A 24,596-nucleotide genomic window follows, 5' to 3' on the forward strand; every position below is an offset into this window, starting at 1 on the left:
GCCGTCCTAAAAAAGCTTTGCGCAAAATAGCACAGAATCGCAAAGAGTCGTGCAGATTTATTCTGGTTGTCAACTCTTTGCGATTCTTTATGTTTTATCTTTGCCGAACGTAGCATTTACAGGTTATTACTCCAAAATATTTTCCACAATGAAGAAAGGTATAACGGCAATTATTTCTATCGCAGCCGTGGGCGGTATCATCGCCCTGGGGCTTCACAACAATAAATCGGAAGAGAAGAAGAAAGACGAAAAGAAGAAAGGCAAATCCACGAAGGTGGATGCTTACGTGGTTTCTCCGACCCGGCTAATCAACGACATCTCAGTTTCAGGTTCGCTGGTGGCGATGGAAGAGGTGGAACTCAAAAACGAAACCGCCGGTCGGGTAGTGAAACTCAATCTGCCCGAAGGTAAATTCGTGAAGGCCGGCACCCTGCTGGTAAAACTTTACGATGATGACCTGCAGGCCGGTCTCAAAAAACTGCAATCACAACTCGCCCTCCAGAAACAAATCTACAACCGCCAATCGCAACTCTTAAAAATAAGCGGTATCAGTCAGAATGACTTCGACCAGACCGTGCTGCAAATTGATGCCCTCAAAGCTGAAATCGAAGTACAAAAAGTGTTGATTCGGAAAACGGAAGTGCGGGCACCCTTCGACGGTGTAATCGGGTTACGCCAGATTAGCATCGGAGCTCAGATTACCCCCTCAACGTCATTGGCAACCATTCGCCGTGAAGATAAAATCAAGCTCGACTTTAGCGTCCCTGAAAAATACAGCAGCACCATCCATCCGGGCATGAATGTGAAGTTCAGTCTCTATAACAGCGACCATCTCTACGATGCGTCGGTCATCGCCTCTGAACGGGAAATTGACATGAACACCCGCAACATGAAGGTGCGCGCCGTGGTCAACAGCAAATCCGACGAACTGATTCCCGGTGCATTTGCCAATGTAAAACTGACCATGGGTAAAAACGACGAAGCCCTGCTCATTCCTACCCAAGCCATCATTCCCAAAGAAAGAAACAAAAGCATAATTATCGCACAGGGCGGCAAAGCCCATTTCGTTACGGTAAAAACCGGAATTCGTCAGGTTTCTTCCATCGAAATCACGGAAGGCATTCAGCCGGGCGATACGGTGATTACCAACGGTATCCTGTTCCTGAAAGAGGGTGACGATATCAAATTCGCTAATGTAAAAACCGGTGCGCTATGATGCTTTCTGACCTCGCGCTTAAGCGCCCGATTGGCTCTATCGTAATGAGCCTGATCATTATATTGCTCGGGATAGTGGGATACAACTTTCTGGGTGTACGCCAATATCCCAATATCGACCCGCCCATTATTACCGTACAGACCTCCTACACCGGGGCCAATGCTGAAATCATCGAGTCCCAAATCACCGAACCGATTGAGAAGGCTATTAACGGGATCGAAGGGGTAAAATCTGTAACCTCATCGTCCTCAGTAGGAAGCAGTACCATCACTGTGGAATTTGACCTCGGTGCGGACCTGGAAAAGGCAGCCAATGACGTTCGTGATAAAACCTCCCAGGCCATGCGAAACCTGCCGGTTGACATCGATGCACCTCCGGTAGTAACCAAGGCTGATGCCAACAGCGACCCGATCATTATGCTCGTCGCTCAAAGCAGCACTATGAATGCGGTACAACTGAGCGAATATGCGGAAAATATCTTGCAGGAAAGATTCCAAACCATTCCCGGGATTAGCTCCGTAAACATTTACGGACAACAGCGTCCGGCCATGCGTCTGTGGCTTAATCCCGGTAAACTCGCTGCATATAACCTGATTGCCGGCGACGTAAAAACGGCATTGCAGAAAGAAAATGTAGAATCGCCAGGAGGGAAAATCAGGGGAAATACAACTGAACTCACAGTCAAAACCAAAGGCAGACTTACCAGCGAAGACGACTTCAACAATCTGATTATCAAACAGACAAACAATCAGGTTATACGTTTAAGGGATGTCGGCGAAGCGATACTCGGGCCACAGGATGAGGAGTCCGGAGCAACCATTAATGGAAAAACAGGCGTGGTATTGGCTATTCTTCCTCTTCCGGGAGCCAATGCAATCCAAATTGCAGATGAGTTTTATAAACGTCTGGACCAAATCAATCACAATCTACCCAAAGGGGTAAGTTTGTATATCGGCCGTGACAAGACGAAGTTTATCCGCCAATCGGTAGACGATGTGGTCGAGACTTTGCTTATTGCGATTTCTCTGGTGGTTATCATTATCTTCCTCTTTTTCCGCAACTGGGTAATTGCGCTACGCCCCCTGATTGACATTCCTGTCTCACTGATCGGGACTTTCTTCATCATGTATATCTTCGGATTTTCCATCAATGTACTGACTCTACTCGGGATTGTCCTCGCGACCGGCCTGGTGGTGGATGACGGTATAGTAGTGACCGAAAACATCTATAAACGCATTGAACGGGGGATGGACAAATGGAAGGCTGCATTCGAAGGAACCCGTGAGATTTTCTTTGCCGTAGTTTCCACCTCGCTAACACTGGCCATTGTATTTATACCGGTTATTTTCCTAGAGGGTTTTACCGGTCGTCTATTCCGGGAATTCGGGATCGTAGTGGCTTTTGCGGTGTTGATTTCCGCCTTTGTTTCGCTTACTCTCACACCTGTACTTAACGTGAAGCTGGGTGGTTCGGCATCACATCACAACCGTTTTTATCTTTCAACGGAAAAATATTTCGTTGCACTTGAGAATGGCTACCGCCGCAGGTTGAGCTATTTCATTTCCAACAAATGGATTTCCATTATAATATTACTGGTCTGTATCGCTCTGATTGTCATTTTTGCTAAAACATTAAAATCGGAACTGGCACCTCTCGAAGACCATAGCTTTATAAGGACCGCAATTACTTCTCCTGAAGGAACACAGTTTGATGCGAATAAATTCATTACGGATAGGGTTGCCCGCATGCTTCAGGATTCTGTTCCGGAAGCAAACTATGTACTTGCCCGTTACGGAACCGGATCCAGTGCAAACAGCAGCTTTATTTTGAATTTCCTATCTGACCCCAAAGAAAGAAAACGGTCGCAGCAGGAAATATTTGACAAGATTTCAAACGTTTACAAGAAAGTACCTGATGCACGTATCATAGCCAGCCAGGAACCTACCATTGCCACTTCATTTTCAAGAGGCCTTCCGGTGCAGTTTGTGATCCAGAATCTGGATTTTGACAAATTGCATGAAGTGTTGCCGAAGTTTCTGGAAGAGGCTCAAAACAGTCCGGTATTTAGCAATGTGGATGTTGATTTGAAATTCAACAAACCGGAATTGAACCTTACCGTTGACAGGCTCAAAGCCACCAGCATGGGAGTAAACGAAAAAGATGTCACCGATGCACTTAATAACGCTTTCAGTGGTAGCCGCTACGGCTATTTCCTGCGCAACAATAAACAGTATTATGTGATCGGCCAGATTGACCGCGAGGACCGCAACCAACCGACAGACATCTCTAAACTTTATGTTCGTAATATCAACGGTGATATGGTGCAACTGGATAATCTTATCAAGATGGATGAAAACAGTACCCCTCCTACTCTTTACCATTACAACCGCTACAAATCGGCGACCATATCGGCCAACCCGGCCAAAGGGAAGACGTTGGGTGAAGGTATCGAAGAGATGCAGCGCATTGCTAATAAGTTACTGGATAGCTCATTCAATACGGCATTAAGTGGACCGTCAAGAGACTTTGCCGAAAGTAGTTCGAATATTTCATTCGCTCTGATTCTGGCCTTGTTACTGATTTACCTCATTTTGGCGGCACAGTTTGAGAGTTTCCGCGATCCGCTTATCATCATGCTTACCGTGCCGATGGCGATTGCCGGTGCAATGCTTTCCCTCTGGGTGTGCGGACAAACTTTGAATATCTTCTCCGAAATCGGAATGATTCTGCTAATCGGTATCGTGACCAAAAACGGTATCCTGATTGTGGAGTTTGCCAACCAGAAACGCAAAGCAGGTATGACCAAAAAGATAGCCGCATTTGAAGCGGCTGTTGCCCGTCTTCGTCCTATCCTTATGACCTCACTGGCTACCATTTTCGGAGCATTGCCGATTGCCTTCGCACTGGGAGCCGGAGCTCAGAGCCGCATGCCTTTGGGAACAGTCGTCGTAGGCGGATTGATGCTGTCGTTAATCCTGACCCTGTTTGTCATTCCGGTGATGTATATTTTGATGTCAGGAAAAAAGGTGGCCCATCAGGAGGTTATTAGCGAATAATAAATCTAACGAAAAGAAGCTATGAGCAAATCATATAATATTACACCCTATTCCCTGTTTGCTACCCCTAATTGGCTTCGCCGATCTATCGATTCCTCTAAAGGGGACTTTTGCAGCAGCAGAAAATATGAGTTAAGCAGCGAAAACAGGAGGTTTGATTACGGGACTATTTCTATTTTTAGCACTCTCTTTAAGTCCCCTTTAGGGGATTTAGGGGCGGTTGTTAAAAGCTTATCAAACTATTTCAGGGGAATTTATAAACCAACAAAAACATTTAAGTACGCGTTTCTTCTTATCATACTTTTCATAAACTCTACCCTCTCCGCCCAGCAACTCCTGACCATCGACGATGCCATCAGCCGGGCGTTGAAGAATAACTACAACATTCAGATTGCCCGCAACAACGAAGAGGCGGGTAGAATTAACAACACATTGGGCAACGCGGGTATGCTTCCTAATGTATCCCTCAACGGCACCGGCGGAATCCAGTTTAATGATGTGAACCAGAAGAGTGCCACTTCAGGTGAAACCCACTACCCGTCACTCACCGCCCAAAGCCTCTCCACCAATGTGGAGCTGAACTGGAAACTCTTTGACGGTGGCAAGATGTTTGTCACCCACAAGAAGCTCAACGAAATCGAAGCGATGGGTAAAATCCGCTTTCAGGAGCAAGTGCAGCAGACCGTTTACAATATCATTGCTGCCTATTACGACGTGGTGCGCCAAAAGCAACAGCTCAAGGCCATCAACGAGGCCATCAACTTCAACCGGGAGCGGGTGAAGATTGCACAAACGGCTTTCACCTCCGGCGCTTCAGCTAAGACCGATTTGCTTCAGGCAAAGATTGACCTGAATGTTTACACGGAAAATGCGGTGAACCAACAGATTGTCATTGACGCCACCAAACGGACCTTGAAAGTTTTATTGGGTGAGAATGCAGAAATCGCTTATGAGGTAGAGGAAAATATCCCGCAAAACTACCAGCCTGAACGGGATAAGCTGGCTCAACGGATTTTCGAAATCAACCCTTCCGTCCTGGGAAATCAGAAGCAGATTGAAATCTCCAGGCTGGCCCTGAAGGAAAACAAAAGCGCCGTGCTTCCACAGTTTAACCTGCGTACCGGCTATTACTTTTCCCTGACCGATAACTCAGCCGGAAGTATTCTGAAAAACCGCACCTTTGGTCCGCAAATCGGAGGTACGCTCTCTGTGCCCTTATTTACCGGAGGGGAGAACAAGCGTAAAATCAATCAGGCAAAACTGGATATCGAATCGGCTAAATACACGCTTGAAGATTCCAAAAGACAAGTCGAAGCCGATTTATTGAATGCGCTGAATGAGTTTGACCGGCAGAAAGAGTTGCTGCAAATCGAACAGGAAAATAACCTGCTGACCAAAGAGAATCTCGATATTAGTTTGGAACGCCTTCGTCTGGGACAAACCACCTCGCTCGAAGTACATCAGGCGCAGGAGAGTTACGTGCAATCGAGCACCCGCCTGACCAACTTCCAGTACAGCCTCAAAATCGCTGAAGCTAAGTTGAAACAGTTGCTGGCGGAGCTCTAGCATTAGATTGGTGGCTTTTTCAAAATTCCTACTTAATCTTTCAGAAGCACAGTTAAAGCCTTCAGAATGTCCATTGTAGTTTTCAGAATGCCGACTAAAGCCTTCAGAACGATCATTGAGCCTTTCAGAATATCTACTGAAGCCTTCAGAATATTCACTTAGTTCTTCAGAATGTCTAATCTATCTTTCAGAATGACCACTGAAACCGTTCGAATAGCAACAGATTGAGACTGTTTATGGAACTGTCTCAGCGAACATAAAGCCTCACAATCCTTTCTTTTTACACTTCAGGTAAATGCAACACGCTAAGATTAACATAACTCTACCATCTGGCGAAACAGTCCCAGCTCAGGCTCCCTTGATTATTTCCGCCAGCCGGGCGACCGACATTCCGGCCTTTTACGCCGATTGGTTGGTGAAGCGTCTGGAGCAAGGATATACGGCGTGGCGCAATCCTTTCAACAACAAGGAAAGTTACGTCTCCTTTACCCAAAGCAGGCTGATTGTGTTCTGGACAAAGAATCCCAAACCGTTGATTCCGCTGCTTGATAGGATTGAAGCTGTTATCCCCAACTTCTATTTCCAGTTTACCCTGAATGATTACGAAAACGACGGACTGGAACTGAATGTACCGCCACTCTCTGAGAGGATAGATACCTTCATTCAGTTATCCAAACGAATCGGGAAAGAGAAGGTCATCTGGCGTTTTGACCCATTGATATTGACCGATAAGATTGGTGTGAATGAGTTGCTGCGGAAGGTAGAAAACGTCGGCAACCGCATTTTCCCTTATACAGAAAGGCTGGTCTTCAGCTTTGCCGACATTGAGATTTACAGAAAGGTAAAGTCTAATCTGCAACGAAATCAGATAAACTACCGCGATTTTGACGAACCGTTGATGCGGGAATTTGCACAGGGACTGGCACAACTCAATCAGAAGTGGAATCTCCAACTGTTCACTTGTTCCGAACCCATTGCTCTCGAATCGTACGGCATCAGCCACAACAGTTGTATAGACCCGCAACTGATTGCCCGCCTGTTCAGCCATGACCGGGCACTGATGGATTTTATCGGTGTTGCTCCAACCGGAAATATTTTCCAACAGATGAATGATAATCCGGCAACCATCACGATTGACTTTGCCCGGCTAAAGGATAAGGGTCAGCGTTCTTCCTGTGGATGCATTCTGAGCAAAGACATCGGGGCGTATGATACATGCCCGCACAATTGTGTGTATTGCTATGCGAACAGCAGGTTTATCAAAATCCCACAAAACCTATTGTAAAATAACTCTCTTCTTCGTAACGCTAATCTATCTGCTTATTTCAATATCTAACAAAAAACGGATGCGCAGAAAAAAATATTCCCTGCGCATCCGTTTTATTTTTCTGCGCAGGAAAATAATTTCTTTGCGCAGGAAATTTCAAAGATTATGAATGTCTGTTATTGAGCCTTTCTCTATGAGAGACTATGTAAAAACTAACACCCGACCCCACCCGACCTCCCCAAAGTGGGGAGGTCGGGTGCAAACAAGACCATATTCTGGATAAATCAGTCAATAAATGTGCTGATTTACCTGTTTTTGCTACTGCAAAGCCCCCATTTTGGGGGTTGGGGGTCGAACAGGCAAGAAGACTTGAGATTTTTGAGTGTTTTTACACAATTTCTATGAGCTAAAGCTCAAATCGAGACTCGACCGACTCGTTCATAGAGAGTCGGTCGTTATAATAATATCCTGAATTACAACACCGGCAGACTCATACCATTAATCTTCCGGTAAAGGTCAAGCGCATACACATCCGTCATTCCGGAAATATAATCAAGTACAGCCTGAATTTTTCCATAAGCGGTTTCGGCACCCATATCGTACTGCATGGGCACGCGATTCAGGAAGAGTTTCGAGTAAGCTTCGTTGGGATTGAATACGGCGTAAAGCAGTTTGTCAAGCAACGTGGAAATAATCTGGTAACCGGCGAGCTCGATATCCAGCACATCCGAAGAGCGGTAGATACGGGCAAAAGCCAGTTCGCTGCAATCCTGATAGGCTTTGGAAGAATGGTCCGATATGTTGTCAATCAATTCTCCGACCAGCTTTCCCTGCAGAATCGTCTCCTCGTGCTCGATAAAGAAGCGGGAACATTCGTCCACCAGCAGCCCAATCACACAGGAACGCAGGTAAGCCACCTGTTCGTTAACGTCATCCACCATACTCATCGTCTTGTGAATGCTGTCGAGGCGTTTGCCGGAGAAGAATCCGGTCAGCAGATCAATGGTTTCGCGGGTAGTCAGGATTTTGAGCTTGTGCGCATCTTCAATATCCATCACCTGATAGCAGATATCATCAGCCGCCTCCACCAGATAAACCAGCGGGTGACGGCAATATTTCAGGTTTTGGCCTTCTCTTTTCAACAGCCCAAGTTGTTCGGCGATGGATTGAAAAGACTCTTTTTCACTTTGGAAAAATCCGAATTTACCTTTTTCGCCGGAAAGCGACGATGGGTACGGGTATTTGATAATCGAAGCCAATGTGGCGTAGGTCAATGCAAATCCCCCTTTGCGACGGCCGACAAACTGGTGTGCCAACAACCTGAAAGAGTTGGCATTCCCTTCGAAATGGATAAAATCCTGCCATTCGTCATCACTCACAATATCTTCAAATTTACGCCCGTTGCCTTCTGAGAAGTAAGTGCCGATGGCTTTCTCGCCCGAATGTCCGAAAGGCGGATTTCCCAGATCGTGCGCCAGACAGGCAGCGGCCACGATGGAACCACATTCGTAGAACATCTTCCGCCACTCCTCATCTTTGTATTTATCCTTCAATACCTTCCCGACATTTGCGCCCAAAGAGCGCCCCACACTGGAAACCTCCAGGCTATGGGTAAGGCGGTTGTGAACAAATACGCTTCCCGGCAGGGGAAATACCTGAGTCTTATTTTGCAGACGACGGAAAGGCGCCGAGAAAATCAGGCGGTCAAAATCTCGCTGAAACTCGGTGCGGTCGTGCTTTTTATTTTCGCTTAATGCTTCTAATCCAAAGCGTTTGGAGGAAAGCAGATTCCCCCAGTTCATTTTATCCATAGGCTGTATGGTTATAGTTTGCAGGTTTAAGAGCCTGTTTAAATTTTATTGCTCATCTTTTTTAGGACTATTTCGGAGTAGATTTTTTGCTTTTATCCAGCTGATTTAGCGGGCTAAATCAAGGGGGAAAAGTGAAAAATATGCCCGTAAGAGACTAAAAAAGGTGCAAAGAAAGGAGACTCTTCTCCTTTATGAAATTGTTTCGGTAAAATTTAAACAGGCTCTAAAGTTACGCAAAAGATATTCAGCCGTAAAACACCGGCCCGAAATTTACGACAGTGGGCTATATTGCAATATTTTATCGTATCGGTTTGTCATTTTGTGCTATCTTTGCGCAACTGGAACAGACTCCTTTTAAAAGCGGTTTCCTCTTTGTTTACTACCAATTTTAATTCATTATGCAAGTAAAAATCATCAATAAATCGAAACACGAACTCCCTGAATATGCAACCGCACATGCTGCCGGAATGGACTTGCGCGCCAATCTGGACGAACCGGTTTCACTGAAGCCTCTTGAACGTAAACTTATCCCTACCGGACTTTTCATTGAGTTGCCTATCGGCTATGAAGCACAGATTCGCCCACGCAGTGGTCTGGCATTGAAAAAAGGCATTACTGTCCTCAACTCTCCGGGCACGATTGACGCCGATTATCGCGGTGAAATCGGGGTTATCCTGATTAACCTTTCCCAGGAAGAGTTTATCATCAATGACGGGGAGCGCATCTGCCAGATGGTGGTGGCTGCTCACGAACAGGTAGAATGGATGGAAACCGAATTGCTGCAGGAGAGTGCCCGAGGCGAAGGTGGCTTTGGACATACCGGCAGAAAATAAGTTGATTATGCATAGAAAAATCTCCCGCGTCGCATTTTGGTTACTGGTCGTTACCGCGTTACCGGTGAGCGCTGCACGCAAAAATAAAAATCTGCTTCAGGCAGAACCGGCTCAGGCTTCCCTGAGCGTTGAGCAACAGCGGAAGTTCCAATACTTTTTCCTGGAAGCCGAAAAGCAGAAGTACCTGCAACATATTGATGCGGCTTTCGACCTCTTCAAGCATTGCTACGAAATAGATAGCACCAGCGCCATCGTTTGTTACGAACTGGCTGACGGTTATCTGAAGATGAATAATCCGGCTGAGGCGGTGGACCTGGTTCGGAAGGCTTCGCAACTGGCTCCTGACAACTATTGGTACCTTTTCTCGTTTGCCAACCTGGCGCAAAACCTGAACATGAACGAGGAGTCCATCAAGGCGTTTACCAAACTGGTAAATACCTACAAAGACAAGCCGGAGCTGAATTATTCCCTGTCGGAGATTTACGCACAGAATAAGCAATACCGCCAGGCCATCGAGGTGCTTGACAATCTGGAAAAGAAAGAAGGGTTGAGTGAAGAACTCAGCATCGAGAAATTCCGCTTGTATGCCACTCTGAAGGAAAATAAGAAAGCCTTTGCCGAAATCGAAAAGCTGATTGCCGGTTTCCCCAAGGACGTTCGCTACAAAATATTGCTGGGAGACATGTATCTGGAAAATAACCAGACGCAGGAAGCTTTCAAGCAGTACCAACTGGCCAAAACACAGGATCCCGATAATGGATATATTTCCGTTTCACTGGCCAACTACTACGAAAAAACAGGAAATAAAACCGAAGCAGACCGTTTGATCCGGGATGCACTGGTTAATCCCTCAACCGACATCGAAACAAAGAACCGAATCCTGACCGGATACCTTTCCACCCGTTTGGAAAAGCCGGAAGAGGCAGAAAATATCAAATCACTCTTCAATGCCCTCATCGAGGAACACCCGCAGGAGGATAGCTTCTACCAACTTTATGCCGAATATCTGCTTTCCCAGAAGAAACCGGAAGAGGCGCGTGAAAAACTTCAGTTTGCAGTTGGACTGGCTCCGACCAATGCCAACATCTGGAAGCAATTACTGAATATAAACCTGCAACTGAACGATTACAAATCAGTCGTTGAAGTCTGTACAAAAGCAATTACCTACTTCCCCGAGGCTTCAGAGTTTTATTATTACAAAGGCATCGGAAACTATCTGGCTGATAAGTTCGATGAAGCAATCGAAAACTTCAATCAGGGAATCAAGGTGACAGATCCTAAAAATGTGAACCTGCTTTCTGATTTTTACGGACAATTGGGAGACATTTACCAGCGCCTGGAGAAGAAGCAAGCTGCCTATGAAGCATACGAAACCGCACTTAAATACAATGAAAAAAATGTAGTGGTGCTCAACAACTACGCTTACTACCTTTCCCTCGACAAAAAAGAGCTGGACAAAGCCGAAAAAATGAGTGGTAAAAGCATAGAGCTGGAACCAAACAATAGCACCTACCTGGATACCTACGCCTGGATTTACTTTGTCAAGGAAAACTATACTTTGGCCAAATTCTACATCGAAAAGGCGCTCAAATCCGGTGGGGATAAAAGCGATGTAATCGTTGAACACTACGGCGACATTCTCTACAAGGGAGGTGAAAAAGATAAGGCGCTCGAACAATGGCTTATGTCGCAATCCATGGGCAACAAATCGGAAACTCTCCGCAAAAAGGTAGAGTCAGGCACTTATATTGAAGAGGGGAAATAACCTTCGGACATAGAAGAGCGGTTCCGCTTCAGACAAATTGAGAAACAGCCGGAAAAGCTTTAGCCGGCACATTTTATTTACAGACTTATTTTTCAGTAAAATGAAAGCAATAAAAATAATATCGGTTCTGCTTCTGATCGTGGCATTTACCTCCTGTAAAACAAAAAAGATGGCGGGTAAACCCGTCCTTGCTCAAGAAACGATGTCCGAACTTCTGGACAAAGATTATCCGGCGCAGACCCTGTCATCGCAGTTAAATCTGGATGCCGGAGGATTTTCCCTCAATGGAGACCTGCGCATTGTCAAAGACCAGGCCATTTACATTCAAATGAAGGCTTTTCTGGGAATAGAAGTGGCTCGTGTCAGAATTACCCCCGACAGTCTGATTGCTGTTGACCGCATCAACCGCCGTTATTTTGCCGATTCATTTTCCCGGATAAAAGACTGGAAAGAAAAGGGACTCAATTTCTACACCCTTCAGTCGTTGCTGACCAACCGCATTTTCCTGAATACCAAAGAAAAAATTAGCCACAAAAACCTGGATGATTTCACGTTGAAAGCGAATGGTAAAAATACGCAACTCATTCAGCGGGACGACCCGGAATGCTTCTTTGAAATAAACAACGACAGTCAACTGAGCCAAACGGTGTTGGGGGACAGAAGCGGCAAATTCAAATTAAACTGGGTTTATTCCTCGTTTGACGCCGTAAATGACTACAGCTTCCCGCATGAAATGGGAATCACGATATCGACTCCCAAGCGAAAAATAAACAGCACCATGCAATTCTCCCGTGTTGAATTTGGCAAAAAACTTAACGTTGATCTGAATATCCCGTCACGATACAACCGCGTGGATATTGATGATATTCTTAAATTGTTTACCAACTTATGAAGTATATTCTCTCAGTACTGATCGCCCTGCTTTCATTCTCCTTCGCCTATTCGCAAAACAGCCCGAAAGTCAAAGAGCTGCAGAACCAGCGGAAGGCGTTGATACAACAAATTGCAGGAATCAACAAGCAGTTGAAAACAATAGCCAAAACCTCTGCCCAATCGGAACAGAAACTGCACTTGATCGAATCACAGATTGCTTCCAGAAAGAAACTGATTGATTTGCTGACGACTGAGGTGGCTGAACTTGACAATCAGATAAAGACTCTTCAGGGCGAAATCGCTGCACTTGAAAAGGAATTGAACCTTAAAAAGGGCGAATACAGTAAATCTGTGCAGTTGATGTACATGAAGCGTTCTTCCAATGAGAAGATAATGTTCGTACTTTCAGCAAACTCCTTTTCACAGGCTTATCGTCGTGCCCGATACCTGAAAGAGTACGCCTTATGGAGCCGTCTCAAAGGTGAAGAGATTAAAACTAAACAAACCGAGCTCAACCAGAAGAAGATAGAACTTCAGAATAATAAAAGTGAAAAAGGAACCGTGCTGGCCATGAGACAGCAGGAAACCCAGAATCTGCAACAGGAAGAGAGCAAACAGCAAGTGGTGGTCAGTGACCTGCAAAAGGAGCAGAAAAAACTGCAAACGACCCTTGCAAAGCAGAAAAAGGCTGCTGCTGCCCTGGACCGTCAAATTCAGAGCATCATCCAGGAAGAGATTCGCAAAGCTCAGGAGGAAGCCCGTCGTGCTGCCCGTGCCGAAGCAGAAAGGAAGAAACGTCTGGCAGCTGAAGAAGCCTTGCGTAAAGCGAAAGCAGAAGAAGAGGCCCGTCGAAAAGCTTTTGCAGCTGAATCGGCCCGTATCGCAGCCGCAGAAAAATTGGCAGAAGACCGTAAAGCCCGCGAAGCCCTGAAGGCTGAGAAAAAAGCGCTGGAGAAAAAGCGGGTCGAAGAGGAAAAGAAACAGAAGAAAGAGCTGGAAGCTGCCAAAGCTGCCGCCGCAGCGCAACCTGCTTCACAGGAACGTACAGCCGAAACTGCAGGAGGTTACGCGATGACTAAAGAAGAAAAAGCGCTTTCCAGCAATTTCGCGCAAAACCGGGGTTCATTGCCCGTTCCGGTTACCGGACGTTACACGGTTGTCGGTCATTTCGGTCAGCAGCAACATGAGAATCTTGTGCATGTAGTGACCAACAATAACGGTGTGGATATTCGTTCCGAAGCTGGCGCTGACGCCCGTTGTGTATTCAAAGGAGTGGTGACCAAGGTCTTTGTGGTTCCTGGATACAATAGTTCGGTGATTGTTCGTCACGGTAATTATCTGACGGTCTATTCCAACCTGAGCCGTGTATATGTAAAAGCCGGAGATCAGGTGGGAACCAAACAGGCCATCGGTAAAATATACTTTGATGCCGAAGAAGGAAATCAGGCCATCCTTCATTTCCAGGTATGGAAAGAGATGACCAAACAAAACCCTGAAGGCTGGGTGAACTTCTGATTCGCTCCCAAACTAATAAAAACACCCCGTAGTTCGATCCTAAACTTCGGGGTGTTTTCATTTATCGTCTAATCTTACTGTACATCTCTTCACTCCGTTTTCTTGTCTTTTTATCCTGAATCCCCTTGATTTCTATACAAATATCCAAAAACGAAGACTGTTTTCGCAATTTGTTTTACAAACAACCCGCTAATCCGGCTTTTATGCTAAATTTGCGTAAGGAAAAAACCATCCGCCCGTCAGGCTTTAACCTCACAGCAGGACAGGACTTTCACACAAAAAATATCATTTGCGAAGCTTATTTATAAGCACGCTAAACATCAAGGGAATTAACTACTAAAAGACATTATATGGCATCATTAATCAGGCATCCGAAAGGACTTTATCTTCTGTTTTTTACAGAAATGTGGGAACGCTTCAGTTATTACGGCATGCGTGCCCTTTTTATCCTGTACATCACCCAGGCTTTGATGTTTGACAAGCAGTATGCCTCCCAGATCTATGGAAGTTATACCGGATTGGTTTATCTGACGCCACTGTTGGGCGGATATATCGCCGACCGCTACTGGGGAAACCGGCGCTCGATTTTTTGGGGCGGGGTGATGATGGCTATCGGACAGTTCCTGATGTTTGTCAGCGCAATCTATTTCAAAGAGGTTGCCTTTGCCAAGATGATGATGTTCCTGGGACTGGGCTCCCTCATCCTGGGCAATGGATTCTTCAAACCCAATATCTCTACCATGGTGGGAGATCTCTACGAACCACATGATCGCCGGAAAGATTCGGCCTTTACCATCTTTTATATGGGAATCAACCTGGGAGCCGCTATCGCGCCTTTGTGGTGTGGCTTTGTGGGAAATACAGGAAACCCGCAGGACTTCAAATGGGGTTTCTTCTCTGCCGGTATGGGAATGCTGATCAGTATTACCATTTTCCAGCTCCTGAAAAACAGATTCCTGTGCACTCCTGAAGGCGAACACATCGGCCTGAAACCGGAGAAGGCCAAAGCCGAACCTATAGAAGAAGGCGCTCCAGCCAAAGGACTTGTTGACAAAGGATTACTCACCCAGATATTCCTGTCGATTGCCGGTATGTTTATCATCATATTCCTGCTATCGGTCAACTGGAGTTCGTTTGGTAATCCGACAGTGAAACTCTTCGATGATGCGGACTGGATCGGTTCCATCATTTACGGAATCAGTATCGTGATGCCCCTCTTTATCATTGCTGACTCCTCATTGACAAAGATCGAGCGCTCACGTATTCTGGTCATTTACATCATCGCCTTCTTCGTGATCTTCTTCTGGGCCGCGTTTGAGCAGGCTGGCGCTTCGCTGACCTTCTTTGCCGATGAGCAGACCAACCGGAATATCTTCGGATGGGAAATGCCTGCAGCCTATTTCCAGTCCTTCAACGCTGTTTTTGTGGTCACTTTGGCCCCCCTGTTTGCCATGTTATGGACATTCCTCAACCGGCGCAACATGGAGCCCAGCTCTCCGACCAAACAAGCGGTTGGCCTTTTCCTGCTCTCGATGGGTTACCTTGTTATTGCGTTGGGAGTACGCGGGGTGGACAATCATACCAAGGTAAGCATGATGTGGCTCACCAGCCTCTACCTGATTCACACGATGGGTGAGCTTTGCCTCTCTCCTATCGGGCTTTCGATGGTGAACAAGTTGGCTCCTGCCCGCTTTGCATCGCTGCTGATGGGGGTATGGTTTATGAGTAATGCTACAGCCAACAAGTTTGCCGGAGTATTGAGCGGACTCTATCCCGAGGATGGCAAGATCAAGCACATCCTGGGCTTCCAGATTACCAATCTTTTTGACTTCTTCATGGTGTTTGTCGTCATGTCAGGTATTGCTTCTGTAATCCTATTTGCCTTGATAAAGGTATTAAAACGATTATCACACGGGGTGAAGTAAGCCATTTCTTTATCTATAAAACAGAAACTGAAGAGACGCCGTAAATGGCGTCTCTTTTTTTGTATGTCATAGTAAGACTTCTCATGCTCTCTCCAATTTCCTTATCTATTTGGCTACTTCGTTCGCTTGACATCACATTGTCAAATTATTTCGCATTTTAACTTTTTCCGGAGTTTGTTTGTATTGATATTTTTATAATTTTGGAGGATGAAACAATTTTGCAGAAGAACGTAGCGCTGATTATCACCACACCCTGAACCATCAATGAACAATTGCAGCTTGCCGGTGTAATTAACCTGTTTTCTAAAGCAGCGCATTTCCACAAGATCAAGAATAACCCTTTATTTTAAATGACTATGAATTCAAATGTATTATTTAAAAGCCGCATCATCAATGAGTTTTCCGGCTGGGTAGCCAATACCTGGTTTGTCTTTGAAAATGGCCAGGTATGGAAGAAGATGGATTACGATATCTATTACACCAATAAGAGCTTCCCTATCGGCTCTGTAATTGACGACGATGGATACACATATCTGGAAGTTGATGGACACAGAACGTTGGTACGGAGAATCAAATAAACCTTTGCTCCTATTTTCATACAGCAACATTATCCCGCACATTTAATGCGGGATATTTTTTTCTTATAAAAACCAATTACACCATGGAAATCTACATTAACCGGATCGTTACCTCATTGCTGCTTATAACGCTGGCAACATTCATCCTCTTTGGCTTCCCTTCCACCTACATGTTATTTGACTATATACACTGTAAGATGACGCTTCCTGACTATGAGTTGGGGAAAATGATTTTGTCCAACATTTACCTGAACTACACCTTTATTTATGGTATAATCTCCGGACTCTGGCTATTTCAAAATGCAGAGAAATACGGAGAAGATAAATGGATCTGGCTGCTTTTAGGCCTGACCTTTAATTATTATGCCCTGGCACTGTTTATCTGCATCCTGATTTGCGGGAAAAAGTTCCAACGGAATGAGCTATTCCATTCAATGGAATTATTATTTATTCTTTTCGCCTTAGCCTTTTTACTTCATATCTTCTTTGTTCCCAAATTAGGTTATCAATACGCCTCAACAGTGATGAGAACCGATATTTTATTTACCGGCACCTATATGAAGATCTATTCCTTTATACCGACGGGAATTAAAGTTATCGTTAATCTGCTGTTGGTTATCAATGTGTATCAATGGATAGAAAAGAAAGATCCGGCAAACCGCGTCCTATGGATGATTGCAACATTGATATTTGGCATAATTCCTGTCATTTTACTGGTGCTTTTGCAGATATTGACTGGAGATGAGGAGATCAATAAAGAAGCAGAAAGAATAGCGATTCCCAAAGAAGAGAATATAAGCTAAAAGCGCAATCGTTGAAAATGAATATCCACATTCTCTATTGAAGAAAGATTTAATCCGTAGGGATTGAGGCCGTATAAATCATAATAGCCGGGAAGTTTTTTCCGGCTATTATTTTTGGCGGCTTAATAAAAGAGGATAACAAAAAAGTCTGACTATCTTGCGATAATCAGACTCTTAAGTGGTTGTCCCACAAGGATTCGAACCCAGACTAACAGAACCAAAATCTGCTGTGCTACCATTACACAATGGGACAATCATTTGCTTTGTTTCTCAAAAGCGATGCAAAGATACGGCTTATTTTTTAATTTGCAAACCTATCCGCAGAAAAATCACTTTGCAAGCAGCAAAAAGTAGTTTTTCTTGCCTTTTTGCACCAAAATATACTTGTCGTTAAGCAGTGCACTCTCATCAATGACCTGATCGAAGGCTGCAAGCTTCTCTTTATTTACCGAAACGCCACCGCCCTGGGCAGTCTTGCGCATTTCACCTTTTGACGGGAAAACAGCACATTTCTCACCGAGCAAATCCACCGCTTTGATTCCGGCTGCCAGCTCCGCACGGTCAAACTCAAACTGAGGAACACCATCGAATACCTGCAGGAAAGTCTCTTCGTCCAGACGTTTCAAAGCCTCTGACGTTGAATTTCCGAATAAGATACCGGATGCCTCCACCGCTGCATTGTAATCCTCTTCAGAGTGAACCATTATGGTCACCTCTTTAGCCAGGCGCTTCTGCAATGGACGGAGGTGTGGAGCCTCTGTCTGCTCTGCTACCAATACTTCAATTTCCTCTTTGGAAATGGCAGTAAAGATCTTGATGTATTTCTCCGCATCGGCATCACTTACGTTCAACCAGAACTGGTAGAATTTATATGGGCTGGTGTAGCGACGATCCAACCAAACGTTACCTGATTCTGTCTTACCAAATTTGCCACCATCGGCTTTGGTGATCAGCGGACAGGTCAATGCGAAAGCCTCACCACCCGATTTGCGACGAATCAGCTCGGTTCCGGTTGTGATATTTCCCCATTGGTCAGAACCACCCATCTGTAGTTTACATCCGTATTCGTTGTAAAGGTGCAGGAAGTCATATCCCTGTACCAACTGGTAAGTAAATTCTGTGAATGACAATCCGGTGCTTGATTCTGATCCCAGGCGTTTTTTTACCGAATCTTTGGCCATCATGTAGTTCACGGTGATGTGCTTTCCGATGTCACGGATAAACGCAAGGAAAGAGAATTCCTTCATCCAGTCGTAGTTATTGACCAGAATCGCAGCATTAGGCGCATCTGACGTAAAGTCAAGAAATTTCGCCAACTGATTTTTGATGCTATTCTGGTTGTGGCGAAGGATATCTTCGGTCAACAGGTTACGCTCCTGCGATTTGCCTGACGGGTCACCGATCATACCGGTTGCACCTCCCACGAGAGCAATCGGACGGTGTCCGGCACGCTGAAAATGCTTCAGCATCATCACCCCTACCAGGTGACCGATATGTAGTGAATCAGCCGTCGGGTCAATACCCACGTAAGCTGAAGTCATCTCTTTTTGTAGTTGTTCTTCCGTTCCGGGCATCATGTCATGAATCATGCCCCTCCATTTTAATTCTTCTACGAAGTTCATATAGCTAATTTCAAATATTTTATCGCGTTATTTCGGATGTTTCCGGCTAATTCTTCAACGGAAATATTTAGTTCAGAGGCAACTAAACGGTAAACCTCATCTATTGAACAATCACTGTCATCCGTCTCCGTGAAAACAGCCCACAAAGGTACATTTTTTATTGTTTCGATGTTGTGTTTCGGTCCAAACGAAAGGCAAAAACCTTGTTGGATAAGCTGTTTGGCCTGTATCGGGTTCCCTCTGAATCCGTGGATAACCCAGGGCTGTTTCGGCAGATATTCTTTCTTCAGGGAAATAAGCTCGTCAAATGCTTTTACACAATGGATAATCAGCGGCTTTTCGTATTGCTCCGATAGCTCAATCATTTGGCGAAAAGTCCTGGTTTGCAAATCAAAAGATGTCTCGCAGAGTTTATCCAATCCGCATTCGCCAATGGCGATGAAGTTTTTATCTGAATGATTTTGGAAAATAAAATCGACTGCCTGATCCAGCTTTTCAGGTGATAACATCCAGGGGTGAAGACTCACAGAATAAAACGATGATGGCAAATCTTTTCCTGAGGGACAATCCAGGACAGCAACTTCAGCCGGATGCTCTCCGTTTTGATGGGTATGTAAGTTGAAAAATGTATGCACAGGGATATGTGATGATTGGCAGTTATCGAATCTTCAATCAGGGAACCGGGTCGTAACCGCTTCCTCCCCAGGGGTGGCAACGCAGGATGCGTTTAATCGCTAAGTAAAGCCCTTTAAAGGGGCCGTGTTTTTTCAATGCTTCGATAGCGTATTCGGAACAGGTTGGAGTAAACCGGCAACTGGGCGGTTTCAGCGGAGAGATGCAATACCGGTAAAAGTAAACCGGAATCAGCAGTAGCCAGGTTAAGAGTTTTCGGAGCATAGCTTTTCGTTGAGTTGAAGCATGATCTCTTCCATTTTCTGATTGAGTGAATCGAAGCTTTTAAACCCTCCGCTCAGATAGATAAAAGCAATTGAAATATTACCAACACTTTCCGGAATCTGCAATAGATGCTTATTCAGACGATAAGCCTCCTTGACACGACGTTTGATATAGTTGCGCTTTACCGCTCGCTTAAACTTCTTCTTGGAAACGCTGACCATCATAGCCGCCTGAGCCTCCTGTTCCTCTGTTGAGGTGACATAAACCACCCTGATGGGATACACGACAAAGGACGTTCCTTTGGTGAAAAGCTTGTCGATAACCAGTTTGCGGGAAATGCGTTCCGCTTTTGAGAGGGTGAAGTCTGATGTGCTCATATAAAAAATCCCTGAAAGTCCGTTTTGGCGTTGAAAAACAGGATTGTTTTCACAAACAAACTTTCAGGGAAATATTTGGATTGAAATAAATTATTTCTTGCTCTTTTTGGTGTATTCTTTCAGGTAAAGCTCTAGAGCCGCCGCCATAGAAGGAGCTTCTGGACGAGGAGCTTCGAAGTCCACACGAAGACCGGCATCTTTTGCCGCTTTAGTAGTATTTACACCGAAAGTACCGACTTTGATATCTCCCTGTTGGAATTCAGGGAAGTTTTTATGCAATGCAGCAATACCATTCGGGCTGAAGAACATCAGCATATCGTAGTCAAATGCTTCATCCGGACCGAAATCGTTACTAACCGTACGGAACATTACCGCTTTGGCGTAAGAGATATTCACTTTATCCAATGCCTGAGTCGCCTCATCGATGTGCGTTTCATTTACCGGAACGATGAATTTCTCCTGAGAATGTTTTTGGATAAATGGAAGTAAATCATCCACCTTGCCCGACTTACCAAAGAAGATTTTGCGTTTGCGGTAAACAATATATTTCTGAAGGTAAAGAGCAATAGCCTCTGTGGTACAGAAGTATTTGAATGTTTCAGGAATAGTAACCCGAAGCTCTTTACACATTTCAAAGAAGTGGTCAATTGCCGTTTTGGCAGTAAAAACTGCGGCAGTATATTCTGGCAACGAAATCTTTTGTTGTCTGAATTCTTTAGAAGAGATTCCCTCTACCTTAAAAAATTGACGGAACACCAATTCTACCCCGTATTTTTCGGCAATATCGTAATAGGGCGATTTTTCTGTCGCCGGTTTGGGTTGCGATATAAGTATCTTCTTGATATTCAAGGCTTAAATTGTTTTGTGGTTAATAGATAGTATACACTGCCAGAAGTGCTTGATACAACGCAACTAAAGGCAGTATTTCAAGGGCGCAAAGGTACAAAAATATGTAAAATAAACCACCTTTATTCCTGAAAAAAATATTAACCCCTTTCAGGAAAGTCATAATTCGAACAAATCCCCCGGGAACGACTAACAACGCGATTAATACCACCGGTTTTAACGGATAAAGAACAATAAGTAATGCCATAGGAAACAGCCAGGTTCCCCAAAGGCTCATTATTGTGAAATACTCCGAAATAAAGACCCGGGAAACGCTTTTTGTGGTAAAAATATTTCCCAGAAAGGTAAATAACAGACTTCTGAATAGATGATATATCAAGATTACCCCCAAAAACAAACCTAGCCTGGATAGGTAATTAGGGGTAATGTCTTCGCCAAAAACATATTTCCGAATCAGATCAAATGCAATAAGCCCCTCCAACAGGATTGTCTGGATAAACAGGCAGGTTTTGAATCGAAGCCCGGAAAGAGTCTTTTCCATAAAAAAGTCCGGATTCCCTTTTTTGCTGAAAAGGCTTTTCAGAATACGGCTGAAATAGTCCGATGGGAGGCTATAAGCACAAGTGGTTAGCAATAGGGAAAAAACAAGAATGGCACTGAATCCGGGAGAGGTCGCACTGTTAATCGAACGAAGGTTTCCCGGAAGCCCGAGAGTATGAGATTTCAGATACATCACTGTATCCCCGGGATTCAATACCCGCTTCTCTTTCAATAGAGAATCCGTGTTGAGTGTAAATCCGGGCAAAGTCACCGTATCCTTCTTAACTACAACGGATTTGACATTAATCGAATAGGGCACAGAGTCCTGCACCGGCTGAACCACGGCGGTATCCTGCTTGACAGGTTCCGGATGAAGGACAACCAGATTCTGCGGCTGATAATGTTGTTGTTGATTTTGAGCCATACTTTTCGATTAAAGTGCTGCGATAGATCTAGGATTGTTTATCCACGTCTCGGCAGCTCTGATGGCTTCAACAACCTCTTCGGGAGTATTAACAATAGTCCAGATTGACGAATGCTTTTCGTGCATAAAGTTTTCTTCAACCGCACGGTCAAGCATCGCGATCAGGTGATCGTAATAGCCATCTGTATTTAAAATGACAATCGGTTTTGAAAAAAGGCCGAGTTGCTTCCAGGTGATGATTTCGAGCAGCTCTTCCAGCGTGCCGCATCCTCCGGGAAGGGCAATGGCCGCATCGACATTTTCAACCATCATCTGTTTGCGGATGTGCATGGATTCGACAATGTACAACTCAGTGAGTCCGGTGTGATTCCACCCTTCATCGTACATAAACTGAGGAATAATTCCCAAAACTTCTCCTCCGTGAGAGAGAACAGCATCCGCCAATTTCCCCATAAGCCCCTGATTACCGGCTCCGTAAACGCATTTCACCTGATGACGGGCAAGTTCTTTCCCCAGTCGTTGCGCAGCATCAAAGAATTTCGGATCAACCTTTGAGCTGGAGGCACAATAAACGCAAACGGATTTGAGACTCATAATTAAATGATTTACGGCGCAAAATTAGTCATTTCTAACGGAAATGAAAAATGCCGCTGGTCCGGCTTTCCGGTAGCGGCATTTTAGGATTTATCTTTTTTAGATTCAGATTCCGAATGATTTACGGATTTCTTCTACATGATCCAACTTTTCCCAGGTAAACAGTTCTACTTCTTTGATGATTGGTTTATCCAGATATCTTGAAGTAAACACTTTGGTTACGATTTCAGGAGTACGTCCCATGTGTCCGTAAGCCGCTGTTTCCTGATACATCGGGTTACGCAGTTTAAGGCGTTCCTCGATCGCTTTCGGGCGCATGTCGAAGATGTCAGCAACCTTTTGGGCGATTTCAGCATCGGTCATTTTTACTTTTGCAGTTCCATAAGTATCCACAAAAATACTTACTGGTTTAGCCACACCGATAGCGTAAGAAACCTGCACCAGCATTTCTTCTGCTACACCAGCCGCTACCATGTTTTTAGCAATGTGACGTGATGCATAAGCAGCCGAACGGTCTACTTTTGAAGGGTCTTTTCCAGAAAATGCACCACCACCGTGAGCGCCTTTACCACCGTAAGTATCCACGATGATTTTGCGGCCTGTCAATCCGGTATCGCCGTGAGGTCCTCCGATTACGAATTTACCAGTTGGGTTTACGTGAAGGATCAGTTTATCGTCAAACAAAGCCTGAACACGTTCCGGCAATTGGTCAATTACACGTGGTAACAACAGGTTTTTCACATCTTCTTTAATCATGCCCAACATTTGAGTATCAGCATCAATTTGTGCCTGAACTGATTTATCCACCGGAGTGATAAAATCATCGTGTTGAGTAGAGATTACGATAGTGTGGACACGTACAGGCTTGTTGTCCTGTGAATATTCAATAGTCACCTGAGATTTTGAATCAGGACGCAGGTAGGTCATCACCTCGCCTTCACGACGGATATTTGCAAGCTCCTGAAGCAACAGGTGTGATAGGTCAAGTGACAATGGCATGTAGTTGTCCGTCTCGGTACTTGCGTAACCGAACATCATTCCTTGGTCACCGGCACCCTGGTTCATCGGATCTTCTCGTTCTACACCACGATTGATATCTTGTGATTGCTCGTGAATAGCCGAGAATACACCACATGAGTCTCCATCGAATTTGTAATCGCTTTTGGTATAACCGATACGGTTGATCACGTTACGTGCCACTTCGGGAAGATCGATATAAGCTTGAGATTTAACTTCACCGGCAAGGATTACTTGCCCTGTTGTCACAAGGGTTTCGCAAGCTACTTTAGATGTAGCATCCTGAGCCAGAAACTCGTCAAGAATAGCGTCTGAAATTTGGTCGGCTACTTTATCAGGATGTCCTTCAGAAACCGACTCGGAAGTAAATAGATAATTCATCTTCTTTTGAAATTGATTTTCCATTAAACAAAGTTTGGTCGGAGAAGATGAAAGCGGATAGTATTTTTACGAAGAAAAAGCGCGAAGTACCGCGATTTTAGCATTTTTTCAAGTGGTTGCAAGCAGCCAAATTTATCCACCTTTCAATTCTCGGCTGCAAAGATAGATATTTTCCTGAAGAAAAAGCAGCGCTTCTTGTTTTTCAACAGAAGCGACTTATTTTGAAGAGTTTTTTAACTCAGAGAGCATTTGCTCAGTTGTCTTCTGAAAGATCGGGTGTAAAAAAAGAGGTGCGATTTCATTAAGTGGAGCCAGCACGAATTCACGCAAATGGAGCAGTGGGTGTGGAATGATCAGCCGGGGAGTTTCGACAATTAGCTGGTCATAATATAAAATATCAATATCAATCATCCGGTCGGAATAACTTCCGTTTGATTTCTTAGTCCGGCCCAGTTCGATTTCGATAAATTGGGTTTCCTGAAGCAAAGATTCTGGTGAGAGTTTAGTTTCACAAGCTAAAACTAGATTGAGAAAGTCATTCTCACTCTCAAATCCCCAAGGGGCCGTTTGGTAAAAAGCGGATACGGAAGATAAACTTCCGATCCGCTTTTCTATCATTGCAACAGCTTCGTTGAGGTTTGCTTCCCGATTGCCAAGATTAGTTCCTAAACTTAAATATACAGAAGCCAC

Annotated in this window: 21 protein-coding genes and 1 tRNA gene; 11 read left to right on the top strand and 11 right to left on the bottom strand. The window is 44.8% G+C overall.

The genetic code is table 11. The features are described from left to right. Positions 1-148 precede the first annotated feature (148 nt). The 4 genes from MLE17_RS16720 to MLE17_RS16735 all read left to right on the top strand — a co-directional run bounded on the left by MLE17_RS16720 (position 149) and on the right by MLE17_RS16735 (position 7,123). On the top strand, positions 149-1,216 hold the full coding sequence (locus MLE17_RS16720; RefSeq protein ID WP_243349869.1) for an efflux RND transporter periplasmic adaptor subunit: 1,068 nt from the start codon (positions 149-151) through the stop codon (positions 1,214-1,216). After that, positions 1,213-4,272 carry an efflux RND transporter permease subunit gene (locus MLE17_RS16725; RefSeq protein ID WP_243349870.1) on the top strand — a complete coding sequence of 1,020 codons (3,060 nt, stop codon included), beginning with the start codon at positions 1,213-1,215 and terminating at the stop codon, positions 4,270-4,272. The genes MLE17_RS16720 and MLE17_RS16725 overlap by 4 nt, the downstream gene beginning before the upstream one ends. A gap of 21 nt (positions 4,273-4,293) precedes the next feature. Continuing rightward, a complete protein-coding gene (locus MLE17_RS16730) occupies positions 4,294-5,838 on the top strand; it encodes a TolC family protein (RefSeq protein WP_243349871.1) in 1,545 nt (514 codons plus the stop codon). 295 nt (positions 5,839-6,133) lie between these two features. Next, complete coding sequence (locus MLE17_RS16735) at positions 6,134-7,123, top strand: DUF1848 domain-containing protein (RefSeq protein WP_243349872.1); 990 nt, start codon at positions 6,134-6,136, stop codon at positions 7,121-7,123. A 455-nt stretch (positions 7,124-7,578) separates the two neighbouring features. On the opposite strand, the gene MLE17_RS16740 is transcribed toward MLE17_RS16735, so the two are convergent. Beyond that, positions 7,579-8,907, bottom strand: a complete 1,329-nt coding sequence (locus MLE17_RS16740; protein ID WP_243349906.1) for a deoxyguanosinetriphosphate triphosphohydrolase — start codon at positions 8,905-8,907, stop codon at positions 7,579-7,581. A gap of 407 nt (positions 8,908-9,314) precedes the next feature. Between MLE17_RS16740 and dut the strand changes: the two genes are divergently transcribed. The 7 genes from dut (at position 9,315) to MLE17_RS16775 (ending at position 17,208) form a co-directional block, all read left to right on the top strand. Further along, entirely contained in the window at positions 9,315-9,749 is a 435-nt protein-coding gene (gene dut / locus MLE17_RS16745) for a dUTP diphosphatase (protein WP_243349873.1), read from the top strand. Between the two features lie 7 nt (positions 9,750-9,756). Then, complete coding sequence (locus MLE17_RS16750) at positions 9,757-11,514, top strand: tetratricopeptide repeat protein (protein WP_243349874.1); 1,758 nt, start codon at positions 9,757-9,759, stop codon at positions 11,512-11,514. Between the two features lie 100 nt (positions 11,515-11,614). Next, positions 11,615-12,406 (top strand): DUF4292 domain-containing protein, encoded by a 792-nt coding sequence (locus MLE17_RS16755; RefSeq protein WP_243349875.1) that lies wholly within the window; start codon positions 11,615-11,617, stop codon positions 12,404-12,406. Then, positions 12,403-13,902: a murein hydrolase activator EnvC family protein gene (locus MLE17_RS16760; RefSeq protein ID WP_243349876.1), complete on the top strand. Its 1,500-nt coding sequence runs from the start codon at positions 12,403-12,405 to the stop codon at positions 13,900-13,902. Before MLE17_RS16755 ends, MLE17_RS16760 begins: the two co-directional genes overlap by 4 nt. 350 nt (positions 13,903-14,252) lie before the next feature. Next, on the top strand, positions 14,253-15,827 hold the full coding sequence (locus MLE17_RS16765; protein ID WP_243349877.1) for a peptide MFS transporter: 1,575 nt from the start codon (positions 14,253-14,255) through the stop codon (positions 15,825-15,827). Positions 15,828-16,183: 356 nt separating this feature from the next. Continuing rightward, positions 16,184-16,405, top strand: a complete 222-nt coding sequence (locus tag MLE17_RS16770) for a hypothetical protein (RefSeq protein WP_243349878.1) — start codon at positions 16,184-16,186, stop codon at positions 16,403-16,405. Between the two features lie 83 nt (positions 16,406-16,488). Further along, on the top strand, positions 16,489-17,208 hold the full coding sequence (locus tag MLE17_RS16775) for a hypothetical protein (protein ID WP_243349879.1): 720 nt from the start codon (positions 16,489-16,491) through the stop codon (positions 17,206-17,208). Between the two features lie 179 nt (positions 17,209-17,387). Here the strand turns inward: MLE17_RS16775 and MLE17_RS16780 are convergent. The 10 genes from MLE17_RS16780 to folK all read right to left on the bottom strand — a co-directional run bounded on the left by MLE17_RS16780 (position 17,388) and on the right by folK (position 24,596). Further along, positions 17,388-17,461, bottom strand: a tRNA-Gln gene (locus MLE17_RS16780). Between the two features lie 76 nt (positions 17,462-17,537). Further along, on the bottom strand, positions 17,538-18,830 hold the full coding sequence (gene tyrS / locus MLE17_RS16785) for a tyrosine--tRNA ligase (protein ID WP_243349880.1): 1,293 nt from the start codon (positions 18,828-18,830) through the stop codon (positions 17,538-17,540). Further along, positions 18,827-19,465 (bottom strand): TatD family hydrolase, encoded by a 639-nt coding sequence (locus MLE17_RS16790; RefSeq protein ID WP_243349881.1) that lies wholly within the window; start codon positions 19,463-19,465, stop codon positions 18,827-18,829. The genes tyrS and MLE17_RS16790 overlap by 4 nt, the downstream gene beginning before the upstream one ends. A gap of 37 nt (positions 19,466-19,502) precedes the next feature. After that, positions 19,503-19,727 carry a membrane protein insertion efficiency factor YidD gene (gene yidD, locus MLE17_RS16795; RefSeq protein ID WP_243349882.1) on the bottom strand — a complete coding sequence of 75 codons (225 nt, stop codon included), beginning with the start codon at positions 19,725-19,727 and terminating at the stop codon, positions 19,503-19,505. Further along, on the bottom strand, positions 19,709-20,104 hold the full coding sequence (rnpA, locus tag MLE17_RS16800) for a ribonuclease P protein component (protein ID WP_243349883.1): 396 nt from the start codon (positions 20,102-20,104) through the stop codon (positions 19,709-19,711). The genes yidD and rnpA overlap by 19 nt, the downstream gene beginning before the upstream one ends. Positions 20,105-20,194: 90 nt before the next feature. Beyond that, entirely contained in the window at positions 20,195-20,953 is a 759-nt protein-coding gene (locus MLE17_RS16805) for a uroporphyrinogen-III synthase (protein ID WP_243349884.1), read from the bottom strand. A gap of 19 nt (positions 20,954-20,972) precedes the next feature. Further along, the gene (locus tag MLE17_RS16810; protein ID WP_243349885.1) at positions 20,973-21,914 is read right to left on the bottom strand and encodes a DUF4271 domain-containing protein; all 942 of its coding nucleotides are present in this window, start codon (positions 21,912-21,914) and stop codon (positions 20,973-20,975) included. 9 nt (positions 21,915-21,923) lie between these two features. Next, positions 21,924-22,511, bottom strand: coding sequence for a TIGR00730 family Rossman fold protein (locus MLE17_RS16815; protein ID WP_243349907.1), 588 nt, complete (start codon positions 22,509-22,511; stop codon positions 21,924-21,926). A 102-nt stretch (positions 22,512-22,613) separates the two neighbouring features. Further along, complete coding sequence (gene metK, locus MLE17_RS16820) at positions 22,614-23,906, bottom strand: methionine adenosyltransferase (RefSeq protein WP_243349908.1); 1,293 nt, start codon at positions 23,904-23,906, stop codon at positions 22,614-22,616. A 216-nt stretch (positions 23,907-24,122) separates the two neighbouring features. Continuing rightward, entirely contained in the window at positions 24,123-24,596 is a 474-nt protein-coding gene (folK, locus tag MLE17_RS16825) for a 2-amino-4-hydroxy-6-hydroxymethyldihydropteridine diphosphokinase (protein ID WP_243349886.1), read from the bottom strand.

It is taken from the genome of Parabacteroides sp. FAFU027 (assembly GCF_022808675.1).
Lineage (GTDB): Bacteria > Bacteroidota > Bacteroidia > Bacteroidales > UBA7332 > CAXXIC01.

What these genes read in the sequence shown, in the direction of transcription:
- metK (WP_243349908.1), bottom strand. Translation starts at nt 23,906, where the DNA reads ATGAATTATCTATTTACTTCCGAGTCGGTTTCTGAAGGACATCCTGAT.
- MLE17_RS16770 (WP_243349878.1), top strand. Translation starts at nt 16,184, where the DNA reads ATGAATTCAAATGTATTATTTAAAAGCCGCATCATCAATGAGTTTTCC.
- MLE17_RS16730 (WP_243349871.1), top strand. Translation starts at nt 4,294, where the DNA reads ATGAGCAAATCATATAATATTACACCCTATTCCCTGTTTGCTACCCCT.
- MLE17_RS16755 (WP_243349875.1), top strand. Translation starts at nt 11,615, where the DNA reads ATGAAAGCAATAAAAATAATATCGGTTCTGCTTCTGATCGTGGCATTT.
- tyrS (WP_243349880.1), bottom strand. Translation starts at nt 18,830, where the DNA reads ATGAACTTCGTAGAAGAATTAAAATGGAGGGGCATGATTCATGACATG.
- dut (WP_243349873.1), top strand. Translation starts at nt 9,315, where the DNA reads ATGCAAGTAAAAATCATCAATAAATCGAAACACGAACTCCCTGAATAT.
- yidD (WP_243349882.1), bottom strand. Translation starts at nt 19,727, where the DNA reads ATGCTCCGAAAACTCTTAACCTGGCTACTGCTGATTCCGGTTTACTTT.
- MLE17_RS16810 (WP_243349885.1), bottom strand. Translation starts at nt 21,914, where the DNA reads ATGGCTCAAAATCAACAACAACATTATCAGCCGCAGAATCTGGTTGTC.
- MLE17_RS16725 (WP_243349870.1), top strand. Translation starts at nt 1,213, where the DNA reads ATGATGCTTTCTGACCTCGCGCTTAAGCGCCCGATTGGCTCTATCGTA.
- MLE17_RS16760 (WP_243349876.1), top strand. Translation starts at nt 12,403, where the DNA reads ATGAAGTATATTCTCTCAGTACTGATCGCCCTGCTTTCATTCTCCTTC.
- rnpA (WP_243349883.1), bottom strand. Translation starts at nt 20,104, where the DNA reads ATGAGCACATCAGACTTCACCCTCTCAAAAGCGGAACGCATTTCCCGC.
- MLE17_RS16735 (WP_243349872.1), top strand. Translation starts at nt 6,134, where the DNA reads ATGCAACACGCTAAGATTAACATAACTCTACCATCTGGCGAAACAGTC.
- MLE17_RS16765 (WP_243349877.1), top strand. Translation starts at nt 14,253, where the DNA reads ATGGCATCATTAATCAGGCATCCGAAAGGACTTTATCTTCTGTTTTTT.
- MLE17_RS16775 (WP_243349879.1), top strand. Translation starts at nt 16,489, where the DNA reads ATGGAAATCTACATTAACCGGATCGTTACCTCATTGCTGCTTATAACG.
- MLE17_RS16750 (WP_243349874.1), top strand. Translation starts at nt 9,757, where the DNA reads ATGCATAGAAAAATCTCCCGCGTCGCATTTTGGTTACTGGTCGTTACC.
- MLE17_RS16720 (WP_243349869.1), top strand. Translation starts at nt 149, where the DNA reads ATGAAGAAAGGTATAACGGCAATTATTTCTATCGCAGCCGTGGGCGGT.
- MLE17_RS16740 (WP_243349906.1), bottom strand. Translation starts at nt 8,907, where the DNA reads ATGAACTGGGGGAATCTGCTTTCCTCCAAACGCTTTGGATTAGAAGCA.